We start from the raw sequence: 24986 nt of genomic DNA, 5'->3' as shown, positions 1-24986 counted from the left end.
TGCTCGACCTGACGCCCCTGCGCGTCAACGCCGAGTACCGCCGGCTCTACATCGGCTTCAACCTCAGCAACATCGGCTCGCAGATGGCCACGGTCGCGATCGGGCTGCAGGTCTACGACCTGACGGGGTCGACGGCCGCGGTCGGGCTCGTCGGGCTCTTCGCGCTCGTGCCGCTCGTGGTCATGGGGCTCTACGGTGGGTCCCTCGCCGACCACCACGACCGTCGCGTGGTCGCGCTGGCGGCCCAGAGCGTCGCCTGGGTGACCAGCGTGCTCTGCGCGCTCCAGGCCTGGCTCGGCAACACCAACGTCTGGGTTCTCTACGCGCTCGTGGCGCTGTGGAGCGCGGCGTTCGGGGTGACCTCGCCCTCGCGGACCTCGATCTACCCGCGCATCCTCGACCGGTCGCTGCTCCCCGCGGCGAACGCCCTGTCCGTCTTCGCGATGAACGCGGCGCTCACCGTCGGCCCGCTGCTGGCCGGGTTCCTGGTCGACTGGGGCGGGTTCCGGTCGGCCTACACCGTCGACGCCGTGATCACCACGGGCGCACTGTGGGGGCTGCTGCGGCTGCGCTCACTGCCGCCGGAGCCGCACGACGACGAGACCGCCGCGACCCGGCCGGGGCTCCGGTCGGTCCTCGACGGCTTCGCCTTCCTCGCCACCCGGCCCAACGTGCGCATGACGTTCGTCGCCGACATCGTCGCGATGCTCCTGGCCCAGCCGCGGGTGCTCTTCCCGGCGGCGGGTGCCGTCATCTTCGGCGGCGGCGCCAAGACTGTGGGCGCGCTCAGTGCGGCCGCTGCGGTCGGCGGCATCGTGGCCATGGCCTTCTCCGGCCGACTGGGCGGGGTGCACCGCCAAGGACTGGCGATCATCGTGAGCATCGTCGGCTGGGGCTTCGCGATCTCGGGGTTCGGCGTCGCGATGCTGGCCGCAGGCGGTGCCCTGTCGCAGTCGGCTGCGCTGTGGGCGGGTCTGGTGTGCATGGCGGTCGCCGGCGCCTCCGACGCGGTCAGCGCCGTCTTTCGAACGACGATCCTGCAGTCCGCGACCCCCGACCGCCTGCGCGGGCGACTCCAGGGCGTCTTCATCGTCGTCGTGGCCGGCGGACCTCGGCTGGGAGAGATGCTCGGCGGCCTGGTCACCACGGTGTTGGGCGAGGGATGGACCGCGGTCGTCGGCGGGCTGCTCTGCGTGCTGGTGATCCTGGTGCTGGCCCGGCTCCAGCCGGGTTTCGTCCGCTACGACTCGCGGCACCCCACCCCCTGATCGCCCATCTCGGCCGGGTCGCCGGGCCGCTGTGCCCGCGAACTCGGGGTGGCCGGGTCAGTCCGTCGCCGCGATGGCACGGTGGCGGGCGACCTCGGGGGAGTGCATCGCCCACCGCACCAGCGCGGTGGCCAGCCCGCCGACGGGGCGGGAGACGACGCGTTCGGTGATGGGCAGGTACGGCAGGCGCAGCGGCAGCCTCGCCCACAGCGGGAGCATCGCCACAGCGCCCGCAGCCAGCGCGGCATACCCCGGTCGGGCGGCGAGGGGCAGCGGCGGGTGCACGAGGAGGAACCGCGCGGCCGCCCGGGCCTCGGGGGTGCTCCTCAGCTCGGGCCGGTAGGACTCGATGGCAGCCCGGAGCTCGGCCACGGTCCGGGGCGGCTCGACGACCCCGAGGCGCTCGTTGACGAAGCCCGTCTGCGCGACGTAGCGGTCCGCCTCCTCGGCACTCAGGGGCTGGGCCGCGTAGCGCTGGAAGGCGGTGAGGAAGCTGTCGGCCTCGGTGACGTGCACCCACGCCAGCAGGTGCGGGTCGCTCGCGGCATACGGCCGGCCGTCGGGTGCCGTGCCGCGCACGCGCGCGTGGATCGCGCGGACCCGGGCGATCTGGCGCTCGGCGTGCTCGATGGTCCCGAAGGTGGTGGTCGCCAGGAACTCGCTCGTGCGCTGCAGTCTGCCCCACGGGTCGCCCTGGTAGCCGGAATGGGCCGCGACCCCGGCCATCGCGAGGGGGTGGAGCGACTGCAGGAGGAGGGCGCGGAGCCCGGCCGGGAACATCGACGCGTCGGCGTGCACGCGCCAGATGGGGTCGTCGGGGGTGAACCAGCGCGGGCCCTCGGCGAGCCAGATGGTCGCGGCCTTGCGCTCGGCGTCGTCGCCGGCCACCCGGGAGCGCAGCGCCCCGGCCAGCTGGGCGCGGGCGAAGGAGAGTGCGGGGTCGATGACCGTCACGTCCCTGACCAACGGCGGGACGGTCCGTCGCGTTCCGCGGGGCCCCCGGCAGCCGAGGCTCAGGCCTCCCCGGGCCGCACCAACCCGGTCTCGTAGGCCGCGACCACCGCCTGGACCCGGTCTCGCAGGCCGAGCTTCATGAGGACGCTCGAGACGTGGGTCTTGACCGTGGCCTCGCCGAGGTAGAGGTCGGCGGCGATCTCGGCGTTGGACAGGCCACGCGCCAGCAGGGACAGGACGTCCCGCTCGCGGGCGGTCAGCGCGTCGAGGGCCGTGGAGCGCTGCGTCCGGCTGGGCGGGGCCGCGGCGAAGGACTCGATGACCCGCAGCGTCACCGAGGGGTCGAGCAGCCCCCCGCCCGCAGCCACCGCACGCACCGCGTCGATGAGCTGCTCCGGCGGGGAGACCTTGAGCAGGAACCCGCTCACCCCGGCCCGGAGCGCACCCTCGAGGTACTCGTCCTCGCCGAACGTCGTCAGGACGAGCACGCGGGTCCCGGGGCTGGCGGCGAGCACCCGCCGAGAGCCCTCGATCCCGTCCACGTGCGGCATGCGGACGTCCATCAGGACGACGTCGGGGCCCAGCTCCGTGACCGCGTCGGCGGCCGCGCCGCCGTCGGAGGCCTCGCCGACCACCTCGATGTCGGGCTCGGCCGAGAGCACCATGCGCAGCCCCACCCGGACCATCGCCTCGTCGTCCACGAGCAGCACCCGGATCGTCATGACCACCTCCGGTCGATCGGGAAGAGCGCCTCGACCTCGAAGCCCCCGCCGGGCAGGGGACCCGCGTCGAGCGAGCCGCCGAACATCGCGGTCCGCTCGCGCATCCCCACGAGGCCATGACCACCGACCCGCCGCCCCTCGGTGCCGTCGGGGCCCTCGGTGTCCCGGTCGGTGACGCCCGAGGTGCCGTTGCCGCGGCCGTCATCCGAGACCACCACGCGAATGTCGTTGGCGCCGCGCCGGATCTGCACGTTCGCGGTGGCCTGCGGCGCGTGCCGGAGCACGTTGGTCAGGGCCTCCTGCACCACCCGGTATGCCGCGACGTCCAGTGCGCGGGGCAGGTCGCCGACGTCACCGCTCACGTCGAGGGCGACGTCGAGGCCGGCAGCCCGCACGTCGGCCACGAGGTCGGCGGCGCGCTGGAGCGAGGCCGGTTCCGCCGGCGGCGCCTCGCCGCTCGCGCGGAGGATCCCGACGGTGGCGCGCAGCTCCTCGACGGACTGCCGTCCGAGCCGCTCGAGGCCGAGCATCACGTCGCGCTCCACAGGCCGGCTCTCCAGCACGTCGGCGAGCTGTCGGCGCAGGCCCCCGATCTGGAGCGTCATCACGCTGACCGAGTGCGCGACCGAGTCGTGGACCTCCCGGGCGATGCGGGCCCGCTCCTCGACCACCGCGGCGTGCGCGCTCGACTCGCGCTGCGCGTCGATCTGCGCGGCCATCGCGGCGAGCTGGCGGCTGCGCTGCTGCTCCCGGCGCACGAGGGTGCCGGTCCACCACGCCGGCACGAAGATGGCGGGGAAGAAGATCGTGTCCCACGACAGGCCGTGCAGGAAGGCGTCGGTCACGGCGAAGATGACGACGCAGGCCGCGACGGCCACCCGCGAACGGCGCGGGCGAGCGGCATACCCCGCCCAGCCCACGGCGACGAGCACGGCGATCAGGCCGGCGCCGCCGGGGCCCGGCGCACCGAGCAGCGCGCTGAACGGGTAGGAGCACGCGACCAGCACCGCCCCTGTCGCGGGCCACCTCACGGCAACGAGGAACCCGGCGCAGATCCACGTGCCGGCGGCGACGAGGGCTGCGAGGTGCTCCCGGAAGACCGGGTCCAGCCAGGCCTCGTTGACGCTGAGCAGCCCGAGGAGCACGGCCGCGGCGCACGGGATGAGGCGCGGGTCGCGCAGGCGTGCGGCGGCGGGCATGGCGAAACCCTAGGGCGGCGCGGCCGGCGCCGTATCCCTCTTGGGGCGGACCGGTGGGCCGACCGGCTCCCCCTCGCGGGGGAGACCGGCTCGGGGCGGCTCGGGGGAGCCGCGCTGAGGCCCGCCGGCCGGAGGGTGGTCACGTCGCCGGGTCACGGCGGACGCCCGGACCGTCCGGGCCATCACACGAAAGGCACCACGATGACCGCCAGCTCGATCTCCACCGCCACCGCCAGCGCCACGGCACCGACCGACCCGCGCGAGGCCGGCCACTCCGCCGACGCCCGGCGCCTCTCGACCCGGGTGCTCCCGATGGTCGCCGGGGCGGCCCTGGTCGCCGCTCCCGTGCTCTGGTCGCTCGGCATGTTCACCTCGCCGCCGCAGGACAGCATGGCCGACGCCGACTACATCGCGTCGCTGGCGCGGGACACCACCCTGACGCAGGTCTCCGCGCTGTTCCTGCACTACGGCAACCTCGCCATCGCCCTGGGCATCCTCGCCGCGCCGGCGCTCGTCCGCGGAGCCCGAGGGGCCTGGGCCGCGGTGGTGGGGGCGATCCTCACGAGCATCGGCTTCGCCAACGTCTCGGGCCTGCTCCTCAGCGACTGGTTCAACGCCTCGACCGGCCGGCTGCTGACCTCGGAGCAGGCGGTCGCGGTCTTCCAGGGCGTCAAGGAGGCCTCGCTGTTCTGGCTCTGGGACGGTACGGAGCCGCTCAGCCTCGTCGGGCCGCTCGTCCTCTTGGTCGGGCTGGCCCGGGCCGGCGTCCTCGGCTGGTGGTCGATCGCGCTCCTGGTCGCCGGCGTCGTCGGCATCATGGTCTTCGCCGCCAGCGCGCCGGTCGTCATCGGGGCAGTGGTGCTGGTCGCCTTCTCGCCTTTCGCGCTGATCGGCCTGCGCCTCCTCCAGCGCAGCCGGCTGGCCCGCAGCTGACGTCTCCGGGGGCTGTCACCTCCTCCCTCTGGTTCGGGGTGTTGCCGCGCACTACATCGCGCGGGCAACACCCCGAACGCGCGTGAGGTGCGGGCCGGTGTCGGCTCAGCGCGGGCGACGCCTGGGAAGCTGCTTGACCCACTCGGCCGTCGAGGGCATCTCGTGCGGCATCCGACGGGTGGCGAGGTCACTGCGCGCGATGAGCTCGGCGAGGGGGGTGGTGGTCGTCGGGTGCGCGGCGATCGCGTCGTCACCGGAGAAGACGACCCACACCGGCTCGCCGGAGTCCTGGCGCGGGTCGAACGTCTTGAGCACCGACCCCTCCCGGACCGTCGCCGCGTGCTCGACGGCCCGCCGCCGGGCCTTCTGCCGCTCGAGCGCCTTCTTCGCGGCCGCCATCGCCGGGTCCTTCGCCTGCTGCGCGATCACCACGACGTGCGGGCCGTACTTCACGCCCCACTTGACGATGTTGCCGACCGCCTTGCCCCTGTCAGCCATGCTGCCTCCCTGATGTCCTCCCGGGTGTCTCACCCTAATCTCGTCGCATGACCCATGTGCAGCGCGTCGACTACACCGGCGAGGGACTCTCCGAGGCGGAGGTCGCACCCACGCCGTGGCAGCAGGCGCGGCGCTGGGTCGACGAGGCCCTGGCGCGTGAGCGCGACCTCGGCGACGTGCCCGAGCCGCTCGCGCTCTCCGTCGCCACCGTCGACGCCGACGGGCAGCCGAACGTGCGGACCGTGCTCATGCGGTTCTTCGACGAGCGCGGGCCTGGCTTCGTCACCAACACCGAGTCGGCCAAGGGCCTGGAGATCGCCGCCACCGGCGGGATGGCGGCGTCGCTCACCTGGCCCTCGATGTTCCGGGCGGTCCGCTTCCGCGGGCAGGCCCAGCTCATCGGCCGTGAGGAGGTCACCGCCTACTTCAGCAGCCGGCCCTGGGCGTCCCGGATCAGCGCCTGGGCCTCCCGCCAGTCCGAGCCGATCGAGGGCCGCGAGGGCCTCGAGGAGGCCTTCGAGCGGTATGCCGTGCGGTGGCCCGACCGCGGGGGCCCGCACGACGTGCCCGTCCCCGACTTCTGGGGCGGCTACCGCCTGCACTGCGACGAGGTGGAGTTCTGGGGCGGTCGGCGCAACCGGCTGCACGACCGGCTCGTGTTCACCCGCGTGACGGACGGGTCACTCGACGACGCGGACGCGTGGCGCATGTTCCGTCGCCAGCCGTAGCCGCCAGCTCCGTGGGGGTGCCTCAGCCCGTGGGGGAGGCTCCCGCGCGGCCGGCGGCGGCCCGCCTCTCCTGCCTCTCTTCGTCGCCCTCGTCCAGGGGGCCGTCGCCGTCCCGGTCGACCGCCTCGACGTTGCCGGAGCGAGCCGCCTCGCTGGGCTCGCGCTCCTTGCGTCGCAGCAGGAACCCGGACACGGACAGGATGATGATCGTGGCGGTGAGGATGCCGATGAGCCAGATCATGTCGGCGAACTCCGGCGTCCCGAGCAGGTCGGGCGCCTTGACCGAGAGCACCACGATCTCCTTGAGCGAGGCGATGATGCCGACGAGGATGAAGGGCTCGGCCACCAGCTCGCGCCGTGACAGCGTGGTGCGCACCGCGAAGAGCAGCTCCACCACGATGAAGACCAGCAGCAGGAGGTCCAGCACCTGCGCCGCCACGTCGGACACGTCGGCGGAGCCGAGCCTCGTGAACGTCCTGGCGGCCTCCACCAGCACCACGGCGGCGATGAGCAGCAGGATCGCGGCCACCACGAGGTAGACGACGTTCTCGGCCCGCTCGATGGCCTTCTCGGTCCACTCCTTCATGGGCGCATCCTTGCGCACGCGGTGTCCGCATGCCGGGAAACGCGGCTCGCGGTGTGGCCCGGCCGCGCGGGTCGCCAGTAGTGTGATGCGCACCACTCGAGATGCGAGCGCCACCGTCGCCGTTCGCCGTGAGGCCCACCCGGGGTCCACCAGCGAATCGCGAGGAGAAAGCCGTGTCCCACCCTCTCCATCCCGTTCTGGCCGAGGTCACCGAGCGGGTGACCTCGCGCAGCCGCGCCAGCCGCGCGGCATACCTCTCGCGGATCTCCGCCGCCGCTGCCGAACGCGGCCTCCGCCCCGCGCGCACCGCCCTCGGCTGCAGCAACCTCGCGCACGCCGTCGCCGCGTGCGGCGGCAGCGACCGCGCTGCCATGTCGTCCGACGCCGGTGCGAGCGTCGGCATCGTCACGTCCTACAACGACATGCTCTCCGCGCACGCGCCGTTCGAGCACTACCCGCAGGCCATCAAGGCGACGGCCCGGGAGGTCGGCGCGGTGGCCCGGGTCGCCGGTGGCGTGCCCGCGATGTGCGACGGCATCACGCAGGGCCGGGCGGGCATGGAGCTCAGCCTGTTCAGCCGCGACGTGATCGCCATGTCGACCGCGATCGCGCTCTCGCACGACGTCTTCGACGCGGCCCTGATGCTCGGCGTCTGCGACAAGATCGTCCCCGGCCTCGTGGCCGGTGCCCTGACGTTCGGCCACCTGCCGACCGCCCTCGTGCCCGCGGGCCCGATGGCCAGCGGCCGCTCGAACGCCGAGAAGGCCGAGGTGCGCAAGGCGTTCGCCGACGGCCGCGCGGGCCGGGAGGAGCTGCTCGCCTCCGAGGTGGCGTCCTACCACTCGCCGGGCACGTGCACCTTCTACGGCACCGCGAACTCCAACCAGCTGCTCATGGACGTCATGGGCCTGCACCTGCCCGGCGCCGCGTTCGTGCACCCCGACGACCCACTGCGCGCGGCGCTGACCGACGCGGCCACGCGGCGCGTCGTGGAGCTCGCCGTCTCGGGCGCGGGCTACGGCATCGGCGAGATCGTCGACGAGAAGGCTGTCGTCAACGGCGTCGTCGCGCTGCTGGCCACGGGTGGCTCGACCAACCACACCATGCACCTGGTCTCGATGGCGGCCGCAGCGGGCGTGCACCTCACCTGGGAGGACTTCGACGACCTCTCCGCCGCCGTGCCGCTCCTCGCCCGGATGTACCCCAACGGCCCTGCGGACGTGAACCACTTCCACACCGCGGGCGGCACGCCCTTCCTCGTGCGGACGCTGCTCGAGGCGGGGCTGCTGCACGAGGACGTGCAGACCCTCGCGGGGCAGGGGCTGTCGCGCTACACCCAGCGCCCGGTGCTCGACGAGGCCGGCGCCCTGGTCTTCGAGGACGCGCCCGCCGAGTCCGGCGACCACACCGTGCTGCGCCCCGCCACCGAGCCGTTCTCGCCCGACGGCGGCCTGCGCGTGCTCCGAGGCAGCCTCGGCCACGCGGTGATCAAGGTGTCGGCCGTGGCCGAGGAGCACAAGGTCGTGCAGGCGCCCGCGCGGGTGTTCACCGACCAGGTCGGCTTCCTGCAGGCCTTCTCCCGGCGCGAGCTGGACCGTGACGTCGTCGTGGTGATCCGCGAGCAGGGTCCGTCCGCCAACGGCATGCCGGAGCTGCACTCGCTCACCCCCTCGCTCGGGGTGCTCCAGAAGCGCGGGTATGCCGTGGCGCTGGTCACCGACGGCCGCATGAGCGGCGCGTCCGGCTCCATCCCTGCGGCCATCCACGTGACTCCCGAGTCGGTCCACGCGGGGCCGATCGCACGCGTCCGGGACGGCGACGTGATCCGCCTCGACGCCCTCGCGGGAACGATCGAGGTGCTCGTCGACCCGGACGAGTTCGCTGCCCGCACACCGGCAGTGCGAGTCGCGCCTCAGGAGTACGGCACGGGGCGCGAGCTCTTCCACGCCCTGCGTTCCGCGGTCGGCCGCGCCGACGAGGGTGCCCACGTGTTCAGCACCCTCTCCCCGCACGGCGCGCCCTCCGAGAACGCAGACCTCGCCCTACTCCAGACCCAGGAGCCCACGCTGTGACTGCCCCCGCACCCACCGACCAGAGCCGTGAGATCCGTTCCGGCGCCGACGTGCTCGACATCTCACCCGTCGTCCCGGTCGTCGTCGTCGAGGAGGTCGAGCAGGCGGTGCCGCTCGCGCAGGCGCTGCTGCGCGGCGGCGTACCGGTCATCGAGATCACGCTTCGGTCCGAGGCCGGGCTCAGGGCGATCGAGGCGGTGGCGGCGCAGGTGCCGGGCATGGTCGTCGGTGCCGGGACTGTCGTGACACCGGAGCAGGTCCGCCAGGTCAGCGACGCAGGGGCGCAGTTCCTCGTGACGCCGGGGTCGCCGCCTCGCCTGCTCGAGGCCGCGGTGGGCTCCGGGCTGCCGCTGCTCGCGGGCGCGGGCACGCTCACGGAGATGCTCACCATCGCGGAGGCCGGCCTGACCGCGATGAAGTTCTTCCCCGCCGAGGCGAGCGGGGGTCGGGCCTACCTCTCCGCGGTGGCCGGGCCGTGCCCCCAGCTGCGGTTCTGCCCGACCGGCGGGATCACACCGGAGAACGCCGCCGACTACCTCGCGCTGCCCAATGTCGGCTGCGTCGGCGGCTCCTGGCTGACACCGAAGGACGCCGTCGCGCAGGGCGACTGGGCCCGCATCGAGGCGCTCGCAGCCCAGGCGGCCGGGCTCCGTCCCTGACGCGCCGGCCGCCGAGCGGTCGCCCCGGCTCGGTCGCGCCGGCTCGGTCGCCCCGGCTCGGTCGCGCCGCCTCGTCGCCCAGAGACGCGAACAGCCCGCGGGCCTGCCCTCCGAGACGAGCGGAGGGCGGTGCGCAGGGGACGACCTGCGCGGCCCGCGGGCTGCGGTGAACTGCTGGGATTGCGCTTCTCGCGCCGTTGCCGTGCGCTGCTAGCGCGCAGCCACCTCACGCGTCCATGTAGAAATCACTTCTTGGACCACCTCCCTTCCGTGTGCCCCGACGATAAGCAGGGAGCTTCGGGCAAGGCAACAGGTTTCGTGTCGGCCCGGGTGGTCGGCTGGGTGGGTGGTCTGGCCGGCCGGTGTCAGGCCGTGGTGACGACGTCCTCGTAGGGCAGGCGGGGCAGCCGCTCGAGCCAGGCGTCGTCGCCGGGGTGGCCGATGTTCATCACGACCAGGGTCCGGTGCCGGCCGTCGGGGAAGAACTCGCGGTCTACGGCGGCGGCGTCGAGGCCCGTCATCGGGCCGGCGGCGAGACCGGCGGCGCGCACGCCCAGGGTGAAGTAGGCGATCTGCAGGGCGGCGTTCAGGGTGGCTGCGGACTCCCGGACCCGATCGTCCGCTGCGAACAGGTCGCGGGCGCCGGGGAAGTGGGGGAAGGTCCGGGGCAGCTCGTCGTGGAAGTCGAGGTCGGCGGCGAGGATCGCCACCAGTGGGGCCGAGCCCGTCTTGGCCTTGTTGCCGTCGGCCATGAGGTCGACCAGTGCGCCCCGTGCCTGGGGCGAGCGGACCAGCACGATGCGCAGCGGCTGGTTGTTCATCGACGTCGGGGCCCACTTCACGAGGTGGTAGATCGCCTGCACCTGCTCATCGGTGACCGGCTCGTCGCTGAAGGTGTTGGCGGTGCGCGCCTCTCGGAACAGCAGGTCCTGCGCGGCCTCGTCGAGCACGAGCGGCCCGGCGAACTCGGCCTCGTAGGCGGTCAGGGAGGTGTCATGGGTCTGCGTCATGGATGGTTGAACAGTCAACGATAGGCCCACCATTCCCGGCACGATGTGATGTGTGCCGCAGGGCTCAGCCCCGCTGGCCGCTCCGCCCGGCGCTGTGCTGCGCCGTGGGCGTGGAACCGTCCCACGGGCAGCCGCACGAGCCGCGGACCACCACCCGCGTGGGCAGGATCTGCGGGTGGACGTCGTGGGTGCGCCCGCCGATCCGCTCGTGGAGGCGGATGGCCCCCCAGCGCCCGAGCTCGGCCGTGGGCTGGCGGACCGTCGTCAGGCCGGGCGCGACGTACCGCGAGGCCATCAGGTCGTCGAAGCCGACGACTGCGATGTCCTCCGGTACCTGCACCCCGCGGCGGCCGAGCAGGGCCATGGTGGCCAGGGCCAGCTCGTCGTTGGCGCAGACGAGCCCGTCGACGCGGCCGGGCTCGGCCAGCAGGGCGCCGAGGATCTGCGGGGCCGACTCCTCGTCGAACCACGCCGGCACCGGCGGCAGGGCCTCGCGCTGGCCGGCCTTCGCCAGGGCGGTGGCGAACCCGGCATACCGTTCGTGGATGTCGTAGGAGGCGTCCGGGTCTCCGGCGAAGACCAGTCGGGTGCGACCGTGGTCGAGCAGGTGGCGGGTCAGCTCGGCCGCGCTCTCGCGGTTCTCGATGACCACGCTGTCGCAGCCCTCGAGCCGGGCGCGGCCCAGGAGCACGGTCGGCGTGCTGCGTGCGAGGGTGCGCACCATCGCGTCGCTGGCGGTGCCATGGGTGAGCACCAGCCCGTCGACGCGCGCCAGCAGCGTGCGCAGGGTGGTGTCGAGGTCGGCCGCCGTGCCCGAGAGCACCACGACCACGGACTGGCCGTACTGCGCCGCCGTGGACTCGAAGCCGGCGAGCAGCTCGGCGAAGTAGGGGCCGGTGAGCCCGGGCAGGACGAGCCCGTGTGCCTCGTGGCGCGTGACGTCGAGCGAGCGGGCAGCAGCCCGCAGCGGCACGTAGTCGAGCTCCTCCACGGCCCGCAGCACCTTCTGGCGCGTGACCGGTGAGGTGCGCGCCGAGCCCTGGAGCACGCGCGAGACCGTCGCGATCGACACGCCGGCCCGCTCCGCCACGCTGTAGATCGTGACGGGACGGTCCTGTGGCGGTGAACCGCTCACGGCGCTGCTCCCATGGGCAGTCACCCTGCCCGCGCCACCCACAAAGCACAAGGGCGCGGCCGGTCCCGGCCGCGGGAACACCTCAGCCGACCCGCTCGAAGGGCTGGGGGATCGCGTCGAGCAGCGTGCGGGTGTAGTCGTCGGTGGGGTTGCGGATCACCTCCAGGGCCGGCCCCTGCTCGACGACGCGACCGCCGTTGAGGACGATGATCTCGTCGGCGAGGAGCCGGGCGCTGAGCAGGTCGTGGGTGATGTAGAGGACGCCGAGGTCGCGCTGGTGCACGAGCTGCTGGAGCAGCTCGAGGATCTCCGCGCGGATCGACACGTCGAGGCTCGAGATGGGCTCGTCAGCGACGATGAGCTCGGGGTCCGCCGCCAGGGCTCGCGCGATCACCACCCGCTGCCGCTGGCCGCCGGAGAGCTCGTGCGGGTAGCGGTCGAGGAAGCGGCTGCTCGGCGTGAGCGCCACCGTCTCGAGGAGCTCGGCCGCCACGGAGTCGGCCTCGTGCGCCCCGAGGCCCCGGTGGTTGCGCAGCGGCCGGCTGAGCGCGTACCGCAGCGGCAGCGCCGGGTTCAGCGAGGAGTACGGGTCCTGGAAGACCATCTGGACGTGGCGGCGGTAGTCCCGCAGCCGCCGCCCACGCAGTCCATCGACCGGGATCTCCTCGCCGTCGGAGGAGGTGAACCGGATCGACCCGGTCGTCGGCCGGTCCACACCGGTGATCATGCGCGCGAGGGTCGTCTTGCCGCTGCCGCTCTGACCCACCAGGGCGGTCACCTCGCCGCGGCGCAGCTCGAACCCCACGTCGGTCACGGCCTCGGTGCGCTGGACGCGCAGGCCTCGACGCCGTTCGTACACCTTGCTCACGCGGTCGACGGTGAGGAACACCGGGGCCCGCCGGGCGCGGTCGGACTCCGCGCTGGTCTTGACGAACTCCGGGCCCGCGAAGACCCGGGTGGGCTCGGGCAGGCCGACCACGGCCTCGGCCCCGGGCCGGCGCTGCAGCCGTGCCACATGGCACGCGACGGCTCCCTCACCGAGCGGGGCGAACTCCGGCTCGGTCGTGGTGCACCGCTCGATGGCCTCGGGGCAGCGCGGCGCGAACCGGCAGCCCTCCAGCGACCGGCTGAGGTCCGGCGGCCGACCCGGGATGTACGTGACCCGGACCGTCTCGGCACGAGGGTTGCCGTACGAGCCGAGCAGCCCCTTGGAGTACGGGTGGAGGGGGTCGGCCACGAGCCCGCCCGCGGGCTGCTGCTCGGCCAGCCGGCCGGCATACATCACCAGGATGCGGTCCGAGAGCTCCATGACCGTGCCGATGTCGTGGCTGATGAACAGCACCGCGAAGCCGAGCTCCCGCTGGAGCCGGCGCACCGCGTCGAGGATCGAGCGCTGCACCACGACGTCGAGGCCGGTGGTGGGCTCGTCGAGGAGGACGAAGCGTGGCCGGTTGGCGAGCGCGAGGGCGAGGTTGACCCGCTGCTTCATGCCCCCGGACAGCTCGTGCGGGTAGGCGCTCGTGAACTTCGGGTCGATCATCACCATCTCGAACAGCTCGCGGACGCGCTCGCGGACGGCCTCGCCGCGCAGGTCGCTGTGCTCCTCGATGGCGTCGCGGAACTGGGCCTCCACCCGCATCACCGGGTTGAGCGAGTTCATGCTGCTCTGGAACACGGTGGCGATGTCGCGCCAGCGCCGCACCCGGAGGTCCTCCTGTGAGGCGGTGGTGATGTCCTGGCCGTCGAACGTGATCGAGCCGCCACTGATCCGGCCGGGCCGCTCGAGGAGGCGCAGCAGCGCCATGGCGAGGGTGCTCTTGCCGCTGCCGGACTCGCCGATGAGGCCGACGAACTCGCCGTCGTGGATGTCGAGGCTGACGCGGTCGACGGCGGTCAGGGACGCCTGGCGCTTGGGCTCGTAGCGGACGCTGAGGTCGCGCACCTGGAGCAGGGTCATGACAGGTCAGTCCTCTCGCAGGTGCGGGTTGCTCAGCAGGTCGACGCCGAAGTTGATGAAGGTCAGGCAGGTGATGAGGAGGGCCAGCACGAGCCCGGGCACGAGCACCCACAGCCAGAGCCCCTGTGCCACAGCGCCTTGCGCGTCGGCCTGGTAGAGCATGGTGCCCCAGGACACGGTGTTGGGGTCGCCCAGGCCGAGGAAGGACAGCCCCGCCTCCGCGCCGATCGCACCCGTCGCGGCGCCGACGAACCCGGCCGCCACGAGCGAGGTCATGCTCGGCATGATCTCCCGGAAGATGATGCGCCCCGACCCCTCGCCGGCGAACTTGGCCGCGGTGACGAAGTCGCGGTTGCGCAGCGTGATGATCTGCGCGCGCTTGGCCCGGGCGTGGCCGGCCCACGAGGTGATGCCGATGACGAAGACGATCAGCGGCACGCCGCGCACCTCGGAGTAGGCGACGAGCACGATCATCAGCGGAAGCACCGGCACGACGAGGGCCACGTTGGTGACGAAGGACAGGATGTCGTCGGTGAGGGTGCCCTCCTTGTAGCCGGAGATCATGCCGATGACGAGGGCGATGGCCGTCGCGGCGAGCCCGCCGAACAGGCCGACGAGGAGCGAGACCCGAGCGCCGTAGACCAGCTGGGAGAAGATGTCCCCGCCCTGGGTGGTCGTCCCCAGCAAGTGCTCGCCGCTCGGGGGAAGCAACGGGGCGAAGTCGGTGCGGGTCCCCTCGTAGGGGGCGATGACCGGTGCGAACACCGCGACCAGGACGAAGCCGAGCAGCATGATGATGCCGACACGGGCCTTCGTGCTGCTCCAGATCAGGCGGTACCAGCGCGTGTCGGAGGCCGAGAAGTGCTCCTCCACGCTGCCCAGGGGCAGGTCCACCGTGCCGCTCTGGGCGACTCCTGCGCTCATGACTCAGCCTTTCTCGCTCGCGGGTCGAGCACTCCGTAGAGCAGGTCGGCGATGAGGTTGGCCACCAGGACACCGACGATGATGAACAGCAGCAGGGTCTGCAGCAGCGGGAAGTCGCGGTTGCCGATCGCCTCGCCCATGAGCCGCCCCATGCCGGGGTAGTCGAAGATGGTCTCGACCAGGATCGAGCCGCCGAGCACCCCGCCGAGGGCGATCGCGAACCCGGTGACGCTGGGCAGCAGCGCGTTCCGCGCGGCATACCTCAGCGCCACCACCCGGTCGGGAAGGCCCTTGGCCCTGGCCAGCCGGATGTAGTCCTCACCGAGGTTCATCACCATGGTGTTGCGCATGCCGAGGATCCAGCCGATCGGCGCGGTGACGAGCAGCGCCACGGCCGGAAGGACGGAGTGGTATGCCGCGTCCGCGATGAACCCGGCGTTCCACCCGGGGGTGGCGGTGCTGTAGCCGCCGGCCGTCGGGAACCACCCCAGGACGTAGCCGAAACCGAACAGCAGCAGCAGGGCGATCCAGAACGACGGCAGCGTGCCCACGAACGTGGAGCCGAGGGTCACGATGCCGTCGAACCGCGTGTTCCGCCGCCACGCGGCGTACGCGCCGAGGGTCACCCCGATCACGAAGGCCAGGACCTGGGTGACCCCGACGAGGACGAGGGTCCACGGGACCGCCTGGCCGATGACCTCCGTCACGGGGTACGGGTAGTAGGTGTACGAGAGCCCGAAGTCGCCGCGGGCCAGGGCCTGCAGGTAGGCGACGTACTGCTCGAGGAGGCTGCCGTCGGGCGCGCCGAGCATGGCCCGCATGGCCTCGACCGCCGCTGGGTTGAGCTGGGTGTCCTTGCCCGCGAGCTTCTGGACCATCACCTCGGCCGGATCCCCCGGCTGCATCCGCGGAATGACGAAGTTGAGGGTGATCGCGGCCCAGAGCGTCGCGAGGAAGAACCCGATGCGGCGGGCGAAGTACCTCATGCGGGCCGCCTGTCAGCTGTCCGAGCCCGGCGCGCGCAGACGCGTCAGGATCAGCAGCCGGTCGTCAGAGGGCTGGGCATAGGGGTCAGCCTCGCTGGGCCAGCCGACGGCCTTGTCGGAGTTGTAGATGATGCGGGCGGGCGCGTAGATGAGCGAGGTGACCGGGTACTCCGTCATCATCGTGTTGACGAGGTCGCCGACCAGGCGCTTCTGCTCCGCCGGGTCTACCGTGGCGCTGAGCTCCTCGACGGTGGCGTCGACCTCCGGGTCCTTGTAGCGCTGGACGTTGGGGAGGATCGTCGTCTTGGTCGGGATCTGGTTCGACGCCAGCTTGGCTCCGAGGTTCTTGGCCACCTCGCAGCCGCCGTGGAGGTACTCCAGCAGCATCTGGTAGTCGCCGGACTTCTTCTGCGCGTCAACGGACTCCGGCGCGGTGGCGACGACCTTGGACGTGACGCCGACCTCGTTGAGGTTGCGCACGATGACGTCTGCCATCGCCTGGTAGTCGATCCAGCCGGCCTGGACGCTGAAGGTCAGGGTGAGTGGCGAGCCGTCGGGGTTGGTGCGCTTGCCGTCCGCGCCCTTCGTGTAGCCGGCGGCGTCGAGCAGCTCGTTCGCCTTCGCCGGGTCGAACTTCGTGACGGTCTCCTGCTTGGCGAGCTCCTCCGGGAGCAGCTTGGCTGCCAGCGGCAGCTTGAGCCCGGTCTGGCTGGCGGGCTTCATGATCCCGTAGGTGCCCTTGTCGGAGATCTCCTGGCGGTTGATGGCCGGGGCGAGTGCCTCGCGGAACTTGGCGTCGGTGAAGGGTTTCTTCTCGACGTTCGGGCTCAGCACCGTCGTGCCGTTGGGGGCGTAGTAGAAGTGGTTGGTCTTGGGGTCGGCGTCGACGAAGGCGCGCTGCGGGTTGGGGATCTCCCCCCAGTAGGCGTCGAGCTGGCCGGAGCGGAGCTTCAGCGAGGCCTGCGCGGCGTCGAACTGCCCCTCCAGCACGAGCTGCTGAACCTTGACCTTGTCGGCCTGCCAGTAGTCGGCCCGGCGCTGCAGCACGAGGCGACGGCCGTTGTAGCTGCCGACCTTGAACGGCCCCGTCGCCACCGGGTTCTTGTCGATGTACTTCGACGCGTCGCCCACTGCGGAGTAGACGTGCTCCGGCAGGATCTGCAGCTTGATCAGCTCGTCGAACTTCGGGGCTGCGTTACCGCCGAAGGCGATCCTGACCTGGTTGCCCTCGGCGGTGACCGAGGTCGCCGCGGCGCCGAAGGTGTCGTTCCACAGACCGGCCCGGTCGATGCCGGGGTACTTCTTGCCGAGGTTGAGCGTGAAGGCGACGTCCTTGGCGGTGAAGGGCTTCCCGTCGCTCCACTTCACGCCCTCTCGGATCGTGAAGGTCAGGCCCTTGGCGCCGTCGGTCCACTCGAAGTCGGTGGCCAGCCACGGGGTCACCTCGCAGGAGAGGCCGTTGCGCACCATGAGCGGCTCGTAGAGCCAGGTCTTCGTCAAGGCGTTGGGGGAGTAGGGGTTGTAGTCCACCAGGCCGCCGATGGTGTTGGGCGCGTCGGACGGGAAGGTCAGCTGCTTGATCATCCCGCTGTCACCTCCGGCACCGGAGCCGCCGGCCGTGGAGCTCTGGCAGGCCGCCAGTCCGAGCGAGGCGCCGACCGCCACCGCGACGAGAGAAACGCGCTTAGTCACCATTGACCAACCTCCGGGAGTGGGAATTTCCCGCCACCATAGGAGCCAAAATGTAAGCGCTGTCAATGCTCTTGACCATGTAAGTACTTTCATGGTCAATGCTCGTGCTCAGGCTCTGAGTTTCATTTATTTACAAGCCATTTCGATGTGGGTGTGCCGTCTGGGCGCTGCTATACAACTCGTGTGCCTCCTCTGCAGACGGCCCCTGAGACGGGCTCACGACCCACCTACACCAGCCGGGCCGACGTGCGCGCGGTCTTCACCGACAGCGCCTGCCTGGCCCGCCTCGACGCCGGCGGGGTGAGCCTGTTGCAGTACCCCGCCACGGAGCTCGAGGCCGGCCCCGCCAACCTCTGGCTACGCCGCCACGACGCCGGCTCGGTGGCGGTGGTCCCGCTGCTCGGCCCAGGCTCCCCCAGCAGCGTGGCGTGGACCGACGCCGGCCCCGTGGTGGCGGGTGCCTGGGAGGGCCTGGAGTACCTCGCCGCGTTCGCGCTCGCCGACGACGCGCCGCGGTGGACCTGGACCGTGGAGGTGTCGAACACGGGCGGGACCGACGCGACCGTGGACGTGGTCCACACCTTCGACCCGGCCCTCGCGCCGTACGGCGCGGTGCGCACCAACGAGTTCTACGTCAGCCAGTACCTCGACATCTCGCCCGTCGACACCGAACGCCACGGGACGGCGCTGGCGGTCCGGCAGAACATGCCCGGCCCGACCGTCCCCTGGCTGGTCCTCACCGCGCACCGGTCCGGCGCGGGCTGGGCCACGGACGGCCTCCAGCTCGTGGGGGAGGGCCAGCGGGGTCCGGCCTTCACGGCGCTCGCGCAGCCGGCCCTTCCCTCGCGGCGGCTCCAGCACGAGCACTCGCTCGTCGCGCTCCAGGACGCCCCGGCGACCCTCGAGCCCGGGGGCCGTGTGGCCACCGGGTTCACCGGCTGCTTCGCCGCCGACCATCCTGCGGCGTCCGGCCCTCCCGACGCCTCCACGGCCGACGCCGCCGCGACCGACGCGACCGACGCCACCGACACGGCCGCTGCCGCCGCCGCTGTGGCGGCCGGTCGTGCCAGCAGCTCCGGGGGCGCCCGCACCCAGGGCGCGGTGACGGCCACGCTGTTCAGCCACAGCCCTGCAGTCGCCTCGCTGGACCTCGACGAGGACGAGCTCGCGTCCGTCGTCGGCAGCCCGGCAGAGCAGCACGTCGAGCGCGACGACGAGGGGCGGGCGCTGGCCTGGTTCACCGACGACGGCGCGCACGTGGTGACCGCGTCCAAGGAGCGCGCCGTCCTGCGGCCCCATGGCCACATCCTGCGGACGGGCGACGCCCTCGTTCCCGACACCGCCGGGCTCACCTCGACGGTGTGGATGTCGGGGACCTTCCACTCCCAGGTGACCCGCGGCCACGTCGGTCGCGACCGCATCCTGTCCACCCGCCGCGGCTACCTGGGGCTGAACCGCGCCCACGGGCTGCGGGTGTTCGTCGAGGAGCCCGGGTCGCCCACCGGCTGGGCCCTGCTGGAGACCCCGAGTGCCTGGAGCGTCGCGCCGCAGCAGTGCCGCTGGTGGTATGCCGCGGAGTGGGGCACGGTCGAGGTCACCTCCAGCGCGCCCACCGCAGCCCACGAGCTCGGTCTCGAGGTGCGGTGGCTCCGCGGCACCCCGCGCCGGCTGCTCGTCGCCGCCCACGTCTCCCTCGGTGGCGACGACGGCCAGGACCAGGCTCCGCTCTCGGTCACCGTGGCGCCCGACAGCGTCCGCGTGTCGGCCGCCGGCAGCGCAGGGCCCGCCCTGGAGATCGCGGTGGTCGCAGGCGGCCTCGAGTCCGTCGACTCCGACGCGCCACTCTTCGCCGACAGCCGCTCGCGTCGCCTGCCGTGGCTGGCGCTGACGGCCCAGGCGTCGCCCGCCTTCGCGCTGTGCCTGACCGCTGCCGCAGCGGACACAGCGGGAGAGGACCGCCCCGAGCCCGGGCAGCACCTGGGCGCGGCCTGGGAGGAGACGGTGCCGCACGGCATACGCATCGGTGCACCCGACGCCTCGGGGCTGGCCGGGGAGGTCTCCAGCCTGGACACCGTGCTGCCGTGGTTCGCCCACAACGCCCTCGTGCACTACCTCTCGCCACGCGGGCTCGAGCAGTACTCCGGCGGCGCCTGGGGCACCCGGGACGTGTGCCAGGGGCCGGTGGGCGTGCTCACCGCCCTGGGCCGGCGGGACGAGCTCAGGGACGTCCTGTTGCGGGTCCTGCGAGCCCAGAACGCCCGCGGCGACTGGCCCCAGGCCTTCGAGTTCCTCCCGCCGGCCCACTCCGCCGGCCAGCACGACTCGCACGGCGACGTGGTGTTCTGGCCGCTGCTGGCGGTGGGCGACTACCTCCAGACCACCGCCGACGCCTCGCTGCTGGGCGAACGCGTGCCGCTGGTGGGCGACGACGGGCCGACGGAGGCCGTCGCGGTGGTCGAGCACCTGCGCCGGGCCCTGGAGCGGGTCAGGCAGATGCGTGTGCCGGGCACGCCGCTGCCGGCGTACGGCCACGGCGACTGGAACGACTCGCTCCAGCCGGCCGACCCGCGGCTGGCCGCGCAGATGGTCTCGACCTGGACGACGGTGCTGCTCGTGCAGGCCCTGCGCTCGCTCGCCGCCGGGCTGCGCGCCTGCGGCGTGGAGCACGACCTCGCCGCGGAGGCCGAGGGGGCGGCCTCGGCGGCGCACGCCGCGCTCACCGACGTGCTGCTCGTCGACGGCGTCCTGCCGGGGTATGCCGTGTACGCCGAGGACGGCGGCGAGGTCGAGCCACTGGTCCACCCCCGAGACCAGCGCACCGGGCTCACCCACGGCGTGCTGCCGTGGATCCACGCGATCACCGCTGACCTGCTCAGCCCGCAGGACGCTCAACGTCACCTCGAGCTCATCGACGAGCACCTGCTCGGGCCCGACGGCGCCCGGCTCTTCGACCGCCCGGTGCGCTACTCGGGAGGGCCGATGTCGGTCTTCCAGCGCGCCGAGTCCAGCACCTTCTGGGGTCGCGAGATCGGCCTGATGTACATGCACGCGCACCTGCGGTACGCCGAGGCGCTCGCCCGGTTCGGTGACGCGCCGGGGCTCTTCGCAGCGCTGACCCAGGCCGTCCCTGTCGGCATCACCGACCGTGTGCCGCAGGCACGACCGCGCCAGAGCACGACCTACTACTCGTCCTCGGACGGGGTCTTCGCGGACCGCTCCGACGCCTCGGCCCGGTACGCCGACCTGATGCGCGGCGAGGTCGCCCTCGAGGGTGGCTGGCGCGTCTACTCGTCGGGGCCGGGGCTGTTCCTGCGCCTCGTGACCGAGACGCTGCTCGGGGTGCGGCTGCGCGGCGACCGGGTGGAGGTCGACCCGGTGCTCGACGCCCGCCTCGACGGCCTGACCGCCTGTATGCCGCTGGGGGACAGGCGGATCCGCGTCACCTACCGGGTGGGTGCCGACGGGAGCGGCACCGGAGCCGGTGTCGCAGCCGTCGAGGTGCGCGGGCGGGCGGTCGAGACGACGCCGCTCTCGAACCCCTACCGCGCCCCCGGGGTCTCGGTCGCCCTGGACGACCTCGTCGCCACCGACGGCACCGTCGAGGTCACGGTGGTGACCCGGTGACCGACCGTCCCTGGCTCGACGCGAGCCTCCCGGTCGCGCAGCGGGTCGAGCTGCTCATGGGCGCGATGACCCTCGACGAGAAGGTCGGGCAGACCCACCAGGTCGCCAACATCCACCCCGAGGCCGACGCCGACGCCCTGCGCGGCGCGACGATCGGCTCGAGTCTCTTCGCCAGCGGGGCGACCGGCGGCAACGAGCGGGACGAGGGAGTCCTGGCCTTCAACATCGACGCGGCCCAGCGGCATGCCGTCGAGGGGAGCCGGCTGGGCGTCCCCGTGCTCTTCGGCCGTGATGTCATCCACGGCCACCGCACCGTCTTCCCGATCCCGCTCGGCCTCGCAGCCGGCTGGGACGAGGACCTCGCCGAGCGGGCCGCCGCGATCGCCGCGCACGAGGCCGTCGTCGACGGGGTCGCGTGGACCTTCGCCCCGATGGTCGACATCTCGGAAGAGCCCCGCTGGGGACGGGTGGCCGAGTCGCTCGGCGAGACCCCTGTGCTGAGTGGGCGGCTCGCTGCCGCCATGGTGCGCGGGTTCCAGGGCTCCGACCCGGGCCACCCCGACCGGGTCGCCGCGTGCGCCAAGCACTTCGCCGGCTACGGACTCTCTGCCGGCGGCCGCGACTACGACACCGTGTCGGTGGGGGAGAACACCCTGCGGAACCTGCACCTGCGCCCCTTCAAGGCTGCTGTCGAGGCCGGCGTCTGCACGGTCATGGCGGCCTTCAACGACGTCGACGGGGTCCCCATGCATGCCCACCGGCACCTGCTCCGCGACGTCCTCAAGGGCGAGTGGGGCTTCGACGGCGTCGTCGTCGCGGACTGGAACGGCATCGGCCAGCTCGTCCACCAGGGTGTGGCCGAGAACCTCCGCGACGCCGCGCGCCAGGCCATCGAGGCGGGCGTCGACCTCGACATGTGCTCGGGGTCGTATGCCGCGCACCTCGCCGACCTCGTCCGCTGCGGCGAGGTGGACGAGGCCCTCGTCGACGACGCGGTCCGGCGTGTCCTGACGCTGAAGTTCCGGCTCGGCCTGTTCGAGCGGGCGTACGTCGGCGAACCGAGCCGCGGCAACGCCCCGACCCCGCAGACCCGTGCGGTGGCCCGCGCCGCCGCGGAGGCGGCACACGTGCTGGTCTCGAACGACGGCGTCCTGCCGCTCGACCCGGCCTCTGGTGTCGTGCACCTCACGGGGCCCTTCGTCGAGGCCGGCGAGGAGCTGCTCGGCACGTGGACCCTCGACGGCCGAGGAGAGGACGTCGTCCCGCCGGCGGCGGCCTTCCGCGAGCGGCTCGGCGAGGACCGGCTGCTCCTGACGGACGGCAGGTTCAGCGACCGTGCGGTGCAGCAGGTCCGGGGCGCCGACGTGACCGTCGCGCTCCTGGGCGAGCACCCCTGGCGCTCGGGCGAGGCCAACTCGGTCAGTGACATCGGCCTGCCCGCCGGCCAGCTCGACGTCCTCCGCCAGCTCGCCCGCATCGGCAAGCCGCTCGTCGCCGTCGTCTACACCGGCCGGCCGCTCGAGCTGGGCGAGGTCATGGGCCTCGCCGACGCCGTGCTGGTCGTCTGGCACCCGGGCGTGGAGGCCGGAAGCGCCCTGGCCTCAGTGGTGTTCGGCGACGCCAGCCCCCACGGACGACTGCCGATGACGTTCCCGCTGACCACCGGGCACATCCCGACCAGCACGCACCAGCGCCCCACCGGGCGCCTGATCGAGCGCCACGAGGACGACCGGCTCGGGCGCTACCTCGACGACCTCGTCTTCCCGCGACTGCCGTTCGGCCACGGCCTGACCTACACCACGTTCGAGTACGGCCGGCCGCGCCTGTCGTCAGGGGAGCTGCCGCTCGCCGGCGAGGTGGAGGTCGAGGTCGACGTCACGAACACAGGCGACCGCGCGGCCCGCGAGGTCGTCCAGCTGTACTTCCGCGACCCCCTCGCCGAGGTCACCCGTCCCCTGACGGAGCTGCTCGACTGGCAGGCGCTCGTGCTCGCGCCCGGCGAGAAGGCGACGGCGCGGTTCCGGCTCACCGCAACGCAGTTCGCCTACTACGGACGCGACAACACGTCGCGGACCGACTCCGGCGAGATCCTCCTGCGGGTCGGGCCGGACGCCCTGCGCGGCGAGAGCCTCTCGCTCCGCGTCACCACCTGACCCGGGCACCCATCCTCCACCACCCCGTCCAGGCACCACCCCGCACGTCCCCTCACGGCACATCCCTCACGGCACATCCCCACCCCCTGATGACTCCAACGGAGGAGCCATGATCGAGATCACCGACCGGCAGATCCTCATCGACGGCAAGCCACGGGTGGTGATGTGCGGCGAGATCCACTACTTCCGCGTGGCCCGGGAGGAGTGGGAGCAGCGGATCCTGCTGCTGAAGGAGGCCGGCTGCCACGCCGTCGCGTCCTACATCCCGTGGCTGTGGCACGAGCTGCCCGACGGCACCGTCGACGTCACCGGGGCCACGCGCCCCGAGCGGGACGTCGCGGCGTTCATCGACCTGTGCGCCGAGCACGGGCTGTGGTTCGTCGCGCGTCCGGGGCCGTTCGTCATGGCCGAGCTGAAGAACGAGGGCCTGCCCTACCGGCTCTACACCGAGCACCCCGAGATCGTGCCGGTCGGCTGGGACGGCAGGCAGACGCCCTCGAGGACCGTCGACTACCTGGCGCCGGCCTACCTGGAGGAGTGCGACCGCTGGTATGCCGCGATCATGCCCCTGCTCGCGGAACGTCTGCAGCCGGCGGGTGGCAACGTCATCGCCGTGCAGCTCGACAACGAGATCGGCATGCTGGCCTGGGTCACCAACAGCCCGGACCTCACCGACCACCTCGTCGAGGACTTCGCCCGGTGGCTCGCGGGTCGTCATGGCGGCGAGACGCCGTACCCCGTTGCGGCGCAGGACATCCGATCACCGCAGGAGGAGTGGGCCGGGCCGTTGCGCCAGGACCTCGCCGAGTTCATGCGCGACCGGTTCCGGCGCTACGTCGAGGCACTGCGCGAGATGGCCGAGCGCCAGGGCGTCGGCGGCGTGCCCTTCCTCGTCAACATCCACGGCACCGAGGGCGGCAGCGGCGAGCCCTTCCCGATCGGCATCAGCCAGCTCGTCGACACCTACTCCGGGGTGCCGGGCGTGCTGTCCGGCTCCGACCACTACATGGGCGACATGACGCTCAACACGACGACCGACCTCTACGTCATCAACGCCTTCATGGAGGCCGTGCACGGGCCCGACCAGCCCACCACCTCGCTGGAGTTCGAGGCCGGCTCGGGTGACTACGGCGGCGGTGTCGACAACCAGTACGACCCGTCCACCGTGGACCTGAAGACCCGGCGCTCGCTCGCCCAGGGCAACCGGATGATCAACTACTACCTCTTCGCGGGCGGCATAAACCCGCCGCTCGAGGAGCCGGTGGGGGACGGGAACGACCGGATCAGCTTCACCGGCGAGCGCCACGGCACAGCAGCGCCAGTCGGGCCGGAGGGGCAGCGGGGGATGACCTACGCGCGCACGCGCGAGGTCGTCCGGGCCGTGACGCTGCACGAGCCGTGGCTGGCCCGGATGAGCGAGGAGCGCGACGGCGTGCAGCTCGGGCTGGTCCTCGACGCCTACGCCACGGAGTACCACCACCCGGGCAGCGCCCTGATGACCGAGGTGGTCGAGGACCTGCGAAGGCACCGGGGCGCCGGGCCGCGGCGCGCGCTGGTGCGCTCGATGCTGCTCGCCGGCTACCGCTTCGGTGCCGTGCACCTCGAGCGGCACGACCCCACCGGCGTCGTCGCCCTCTCCAGCGGGCGGTTCCTCTCCGGGGCGGTGCAGCGCCGGCTGGCCGCCCACGTCGAGGACGGTGGCGGGCTGCTGCTGCTCGGCCGGGTGCCGGAGCGCGACCTCACCGGGGCGCCGTGCACGGTGCTGGCCGACACCCTCGGCATCAAGGCGGGCGACCTCGCCTGGGGGAGTAGCCACTACTACCCGTCGGTGGTCGCCCACGGCTGGGCGGCACCCTGGCCCGAGACCCGGGTCGGCTGGCGCCAGG

General features: G+C 72.6%; 19 protein-coding genes. 8 read left to right on the top strand and 11 right to left on the bottom strand.

Annotated elements, in window-relative coordinates; genetic code table 11:
* The first annotated feature begins 8 nt into the window (after window positions 1-8).
* Window positions 9-1268, top strand: coding sequence for an MFS transporter (locus VIB11_RS00845; RefSeq protein ID WP_332027428.1), 1260 nt, complete (start codon window positions 9-11; stop codon window positions 1266-1268).
* Between the two features lie 57 nt (window positions 1269-1325).
* Here VIB11_RS00845 and VIB11_RS00840 read toward each other — a convergent pair whose 3' ends face one another.
* The 3 genes from VIB11_RS00840 to VIB11_RS00830 are packed head-to-tail and all read right to left on the bottom strand — an operon-like array spanning window position 1326 to window position 4143.
* Window positions 1326-2234, bottom strand: coding sequence for an oxygenase MpaB family protein (locus tag VIB11_RS00840; RefSeq protein ID WP_332027427.1), 909 nt, complete (start codon window positions 2232-2234; stop codon window positions 1326-1328).
* A gap of 47 nt (window positions 2235-2281) precedes the next feature.
* A complete protein-coding gene (locus tag VIB11_RS00835) occupies window positions 2282-2944 on the bottom strand; it encodes a response regulator transcription factor (RefSeq protein ID WP_332027426.1) in 663 nt (220 codons plus the stop codon).
* Window positions 2941-4143, bottom strand: coding sequence for a sensor histidine kinase (locus tag VIB11_RS00830; protein WP_332027424.1), 1203 nt, complete (start codon window positions 4141-4143; stop codon window positions 2941-2943). Before VIB11_RS00830 ends, VIB11_RS00835 begins: the two co-directional genes overlap by 4 nt.
* A 201-nt stretch (window positions 4144-4344) precedes the next feature.
* Here VIB11_RS00830 and VIB11_RS00825 point away from each other — a divergent pair, with 201 nt between their 5' ends.
* Window positions 4345-5076, top strand: a complete 732-nt coding sequence (locus VIB11_RS00825) for a hypothetical protein (RefSeq protein ID WP_332027422.1) — start codon at window positions 4345-4347, stop codon at window positions 5074-5076.
* A 105-nt stretch (window positions 5077-5181) separates the two neighbouring features.
* On the opposite strand, the gene VIB11_RS00820 is transcribed toward VIB11_RS00825, so the two are convergent.
* Window positions 5182-5574 (bottom strand): hypothetical protein, encoded by a 393-nt coding sequence (locus VIB11_RS00820; RefSeq protein ID WP_332027420.1) that lies wholly within the window; start codon window positions 5572-5574, stop codon window positions 5182-5184.
* 47 nt (window positions 5575-5621) lie between these two features.
* Here VIB11_RS00820 and pdxH point away from each other — a divergent pair, with 47 nt between their 5' ends.
* Window positions 5622-6302 (top strand): pyridoxamine 5'-phosphate oxidase, encoded by a 681-nt coding sequence (pdxH, locus tag VIB11_RS00815; RefSeq protein ID WP_332027418.1) that lies wholly within the window; start codon window positions 5622-5624, stop codon window positions 6300-6302.
* A 22-nt stretch (window positions 6303-6324) separates the two neighbouring features.
* On the opposite strand, the gene VIB11_RS00810 is transcribed toward pdxH, so the two are convergent.
* Window positions 6325-6888: a phosphate-starvation-inducible PsiE family protein gene (locus VIB11_RS00810; protein ID WP_332027416.1), complete on the bottom strand. Its 564-nt coding sequence runs from the start codon at window positions 6886-6888 to the stop codon at window positions 6325-6327.
* A 173-nt stretch (window positions 6889-7061) separates the two neighbouring features.
* Between VIB11_RS00810 and edd the strand changes: the two genes are divergently transcribed.
* Entirely contained in the window at window positions 7062-8960 is a 1899-nt protein-coding gene (gene edd / locus VIB11_RS00805) for a phosphogluconate dehydratase (RefSeq protein ID WP_332027414.1), read from the top strand.
* On the top strand, window positions 8957-9619 hold the full coding sequence (gene eda, locus VIB11_RS00800) for a bifunctional 4-hydroxy-2-oxoglutarate aldolase/2-dehydro-3-deoxy-phosphogluconate aldolase (RefSeq protein ID WP_332027412.1): 663 nt from the start codon (window positions 8957-8959) through the stop codon (window positions 9617-9619). The genes edd and eda overlap by 4 nt, the downstream gene beginning before the upstream one ends.
* A gap of 365 nt (window positions 9620-9984) precedes the next feature.
* Here eda and VIB11_RS00795 read toward each other — a convergent pair whose 3' ends face one another.
* The 6 genes from VIB11_RS00795 to VIB11_RS00770 form a co-directional block, all read right to left on the bottom strand.
* On the bottom strand, window positions 9985-10629 hold the full coding sequence (locus tag VIB11_RS00795; protein WP_332027410.1) for a malonic semialdehyde reductase: 645 nt from the start codon (window positions 10627-10629) through the stop codon (window positions 9985-9987).
* A 64-nt stretch (window positions 10630-10693) separates the two neighbouring features.
* Window positions 10694-11764, bottom strand: a complete 1071-nt coding sequence (locus tag VIB11_RS00790) for a LacI family DNA-binding transcriptional regulator (RefSeq protein ID WP_332027408.1) — start codon at window positions 11762-11764, stop codon at window positions 10694-10696.
* A gap of 82 nt (window positions 11765-11846) precedes the next feature.
* Window positions 11847-13721, bottom strand: a complete 1875-nt coding sequence (locus VIB11_RS00785; RefSeq protein WP_332027406.1) for an ABC transporter ATP-binding protein — start codon at window positions 13719-13721, stop codon at window positions 11847-11849.
* 6 nt (window positions 13722-13727) lie between these two features.
* Entirely contained in the window at window positions 13728-14645 is a 918-nt protein-coding gene (locus tag VIB11_RS00780; RefSeq protein WP_332027404.1) for an ABC transporter permease, read from the bottom strand.
* On the bottom strand, window positions 14642-15631 hold the full coding sequence (locus VIB11_RS00775) for an ABC transporter permease (protein WP_332027402.1): 990 nt from the start codon (window positions 15629-15631) through the stop codon (window positions 14642-14644). The genes VIB11_RS00780 and VIB11_RS00775 overlap by 4 nt, the downstream gene beginning before the upstream one ends.
* A gap of 12 nt (window positions 15632-15643) precedes the next feature.
* Window positions 15644-17326 carry an ABC transporter substrate-binding protein gene (locus VIB11_RS00770; RefSeq protein WP_332027400.1) on the bottom strand — a complete coding sequence of 561 codons (1683 nt, stop codon included), beginning with the start codon at window positions 17324-17326 and terminating at the stop codon, window positions 15644-15646.
* 180 nt (window positions 17327-17506) lie between these two features.
* On the opposite strand from VIB11_RS00770, the gene VIB11_RS00765 reads away from it, so the two are divergent.
* From VIB11_RS00765 to VIB11_RS00755, 3 genes are all read left to right on the top strand, one after another.
* Window positions 17507-20947: a GH36-type glycosyl hydrolase domain-containing protein gene (locus VIB11_RS00765; RefSeq protein WP_332027398.1), complete on the top strand. Its 3441-nt coding sequence runs from the start codon at window positions 17507-17509 to the stop codon at window positions 20945-20947.
* The gene (locus tag VIB11_RS00760) at window positions 20944-23100 is read left to right on the top strand and encodes a glycoside hydrolase family 3 N-terminal domain-containing protein (RefSeq protein ID WP_332027396.1); all 2157 of its coding nucleotides are present in this window, start codon (window positions 20944-20946) and stop codon (window positions 23098-23100) included. Before VIB11_RS00765 ends, VIB11_RS00760 begins: the two co-directional genes overlap by 4 nt.
* Window positions 23101-23209: 109 nt before the next feature.
* A partial coding sequence (locus VIB11_RS00755; RefSeq protein ID WP_332027394.1) for a beta-galactosidase occupies window positions 23210-24986 on the top strand: 1777 nt, incomplete at its 3' end.

It is taken from the genome of Pedococcus sp., from assembly GCF_036554925.1.
Classification (GTDB): domain Bacteria; phylum Actinomycetota; class Actinomycetes; order Actinomycetales; family Dermatophilaceae; genus Pedococcus_A.
This window is presented reverse-complemented; position numbering and strand designations above follow the sequence as displayed.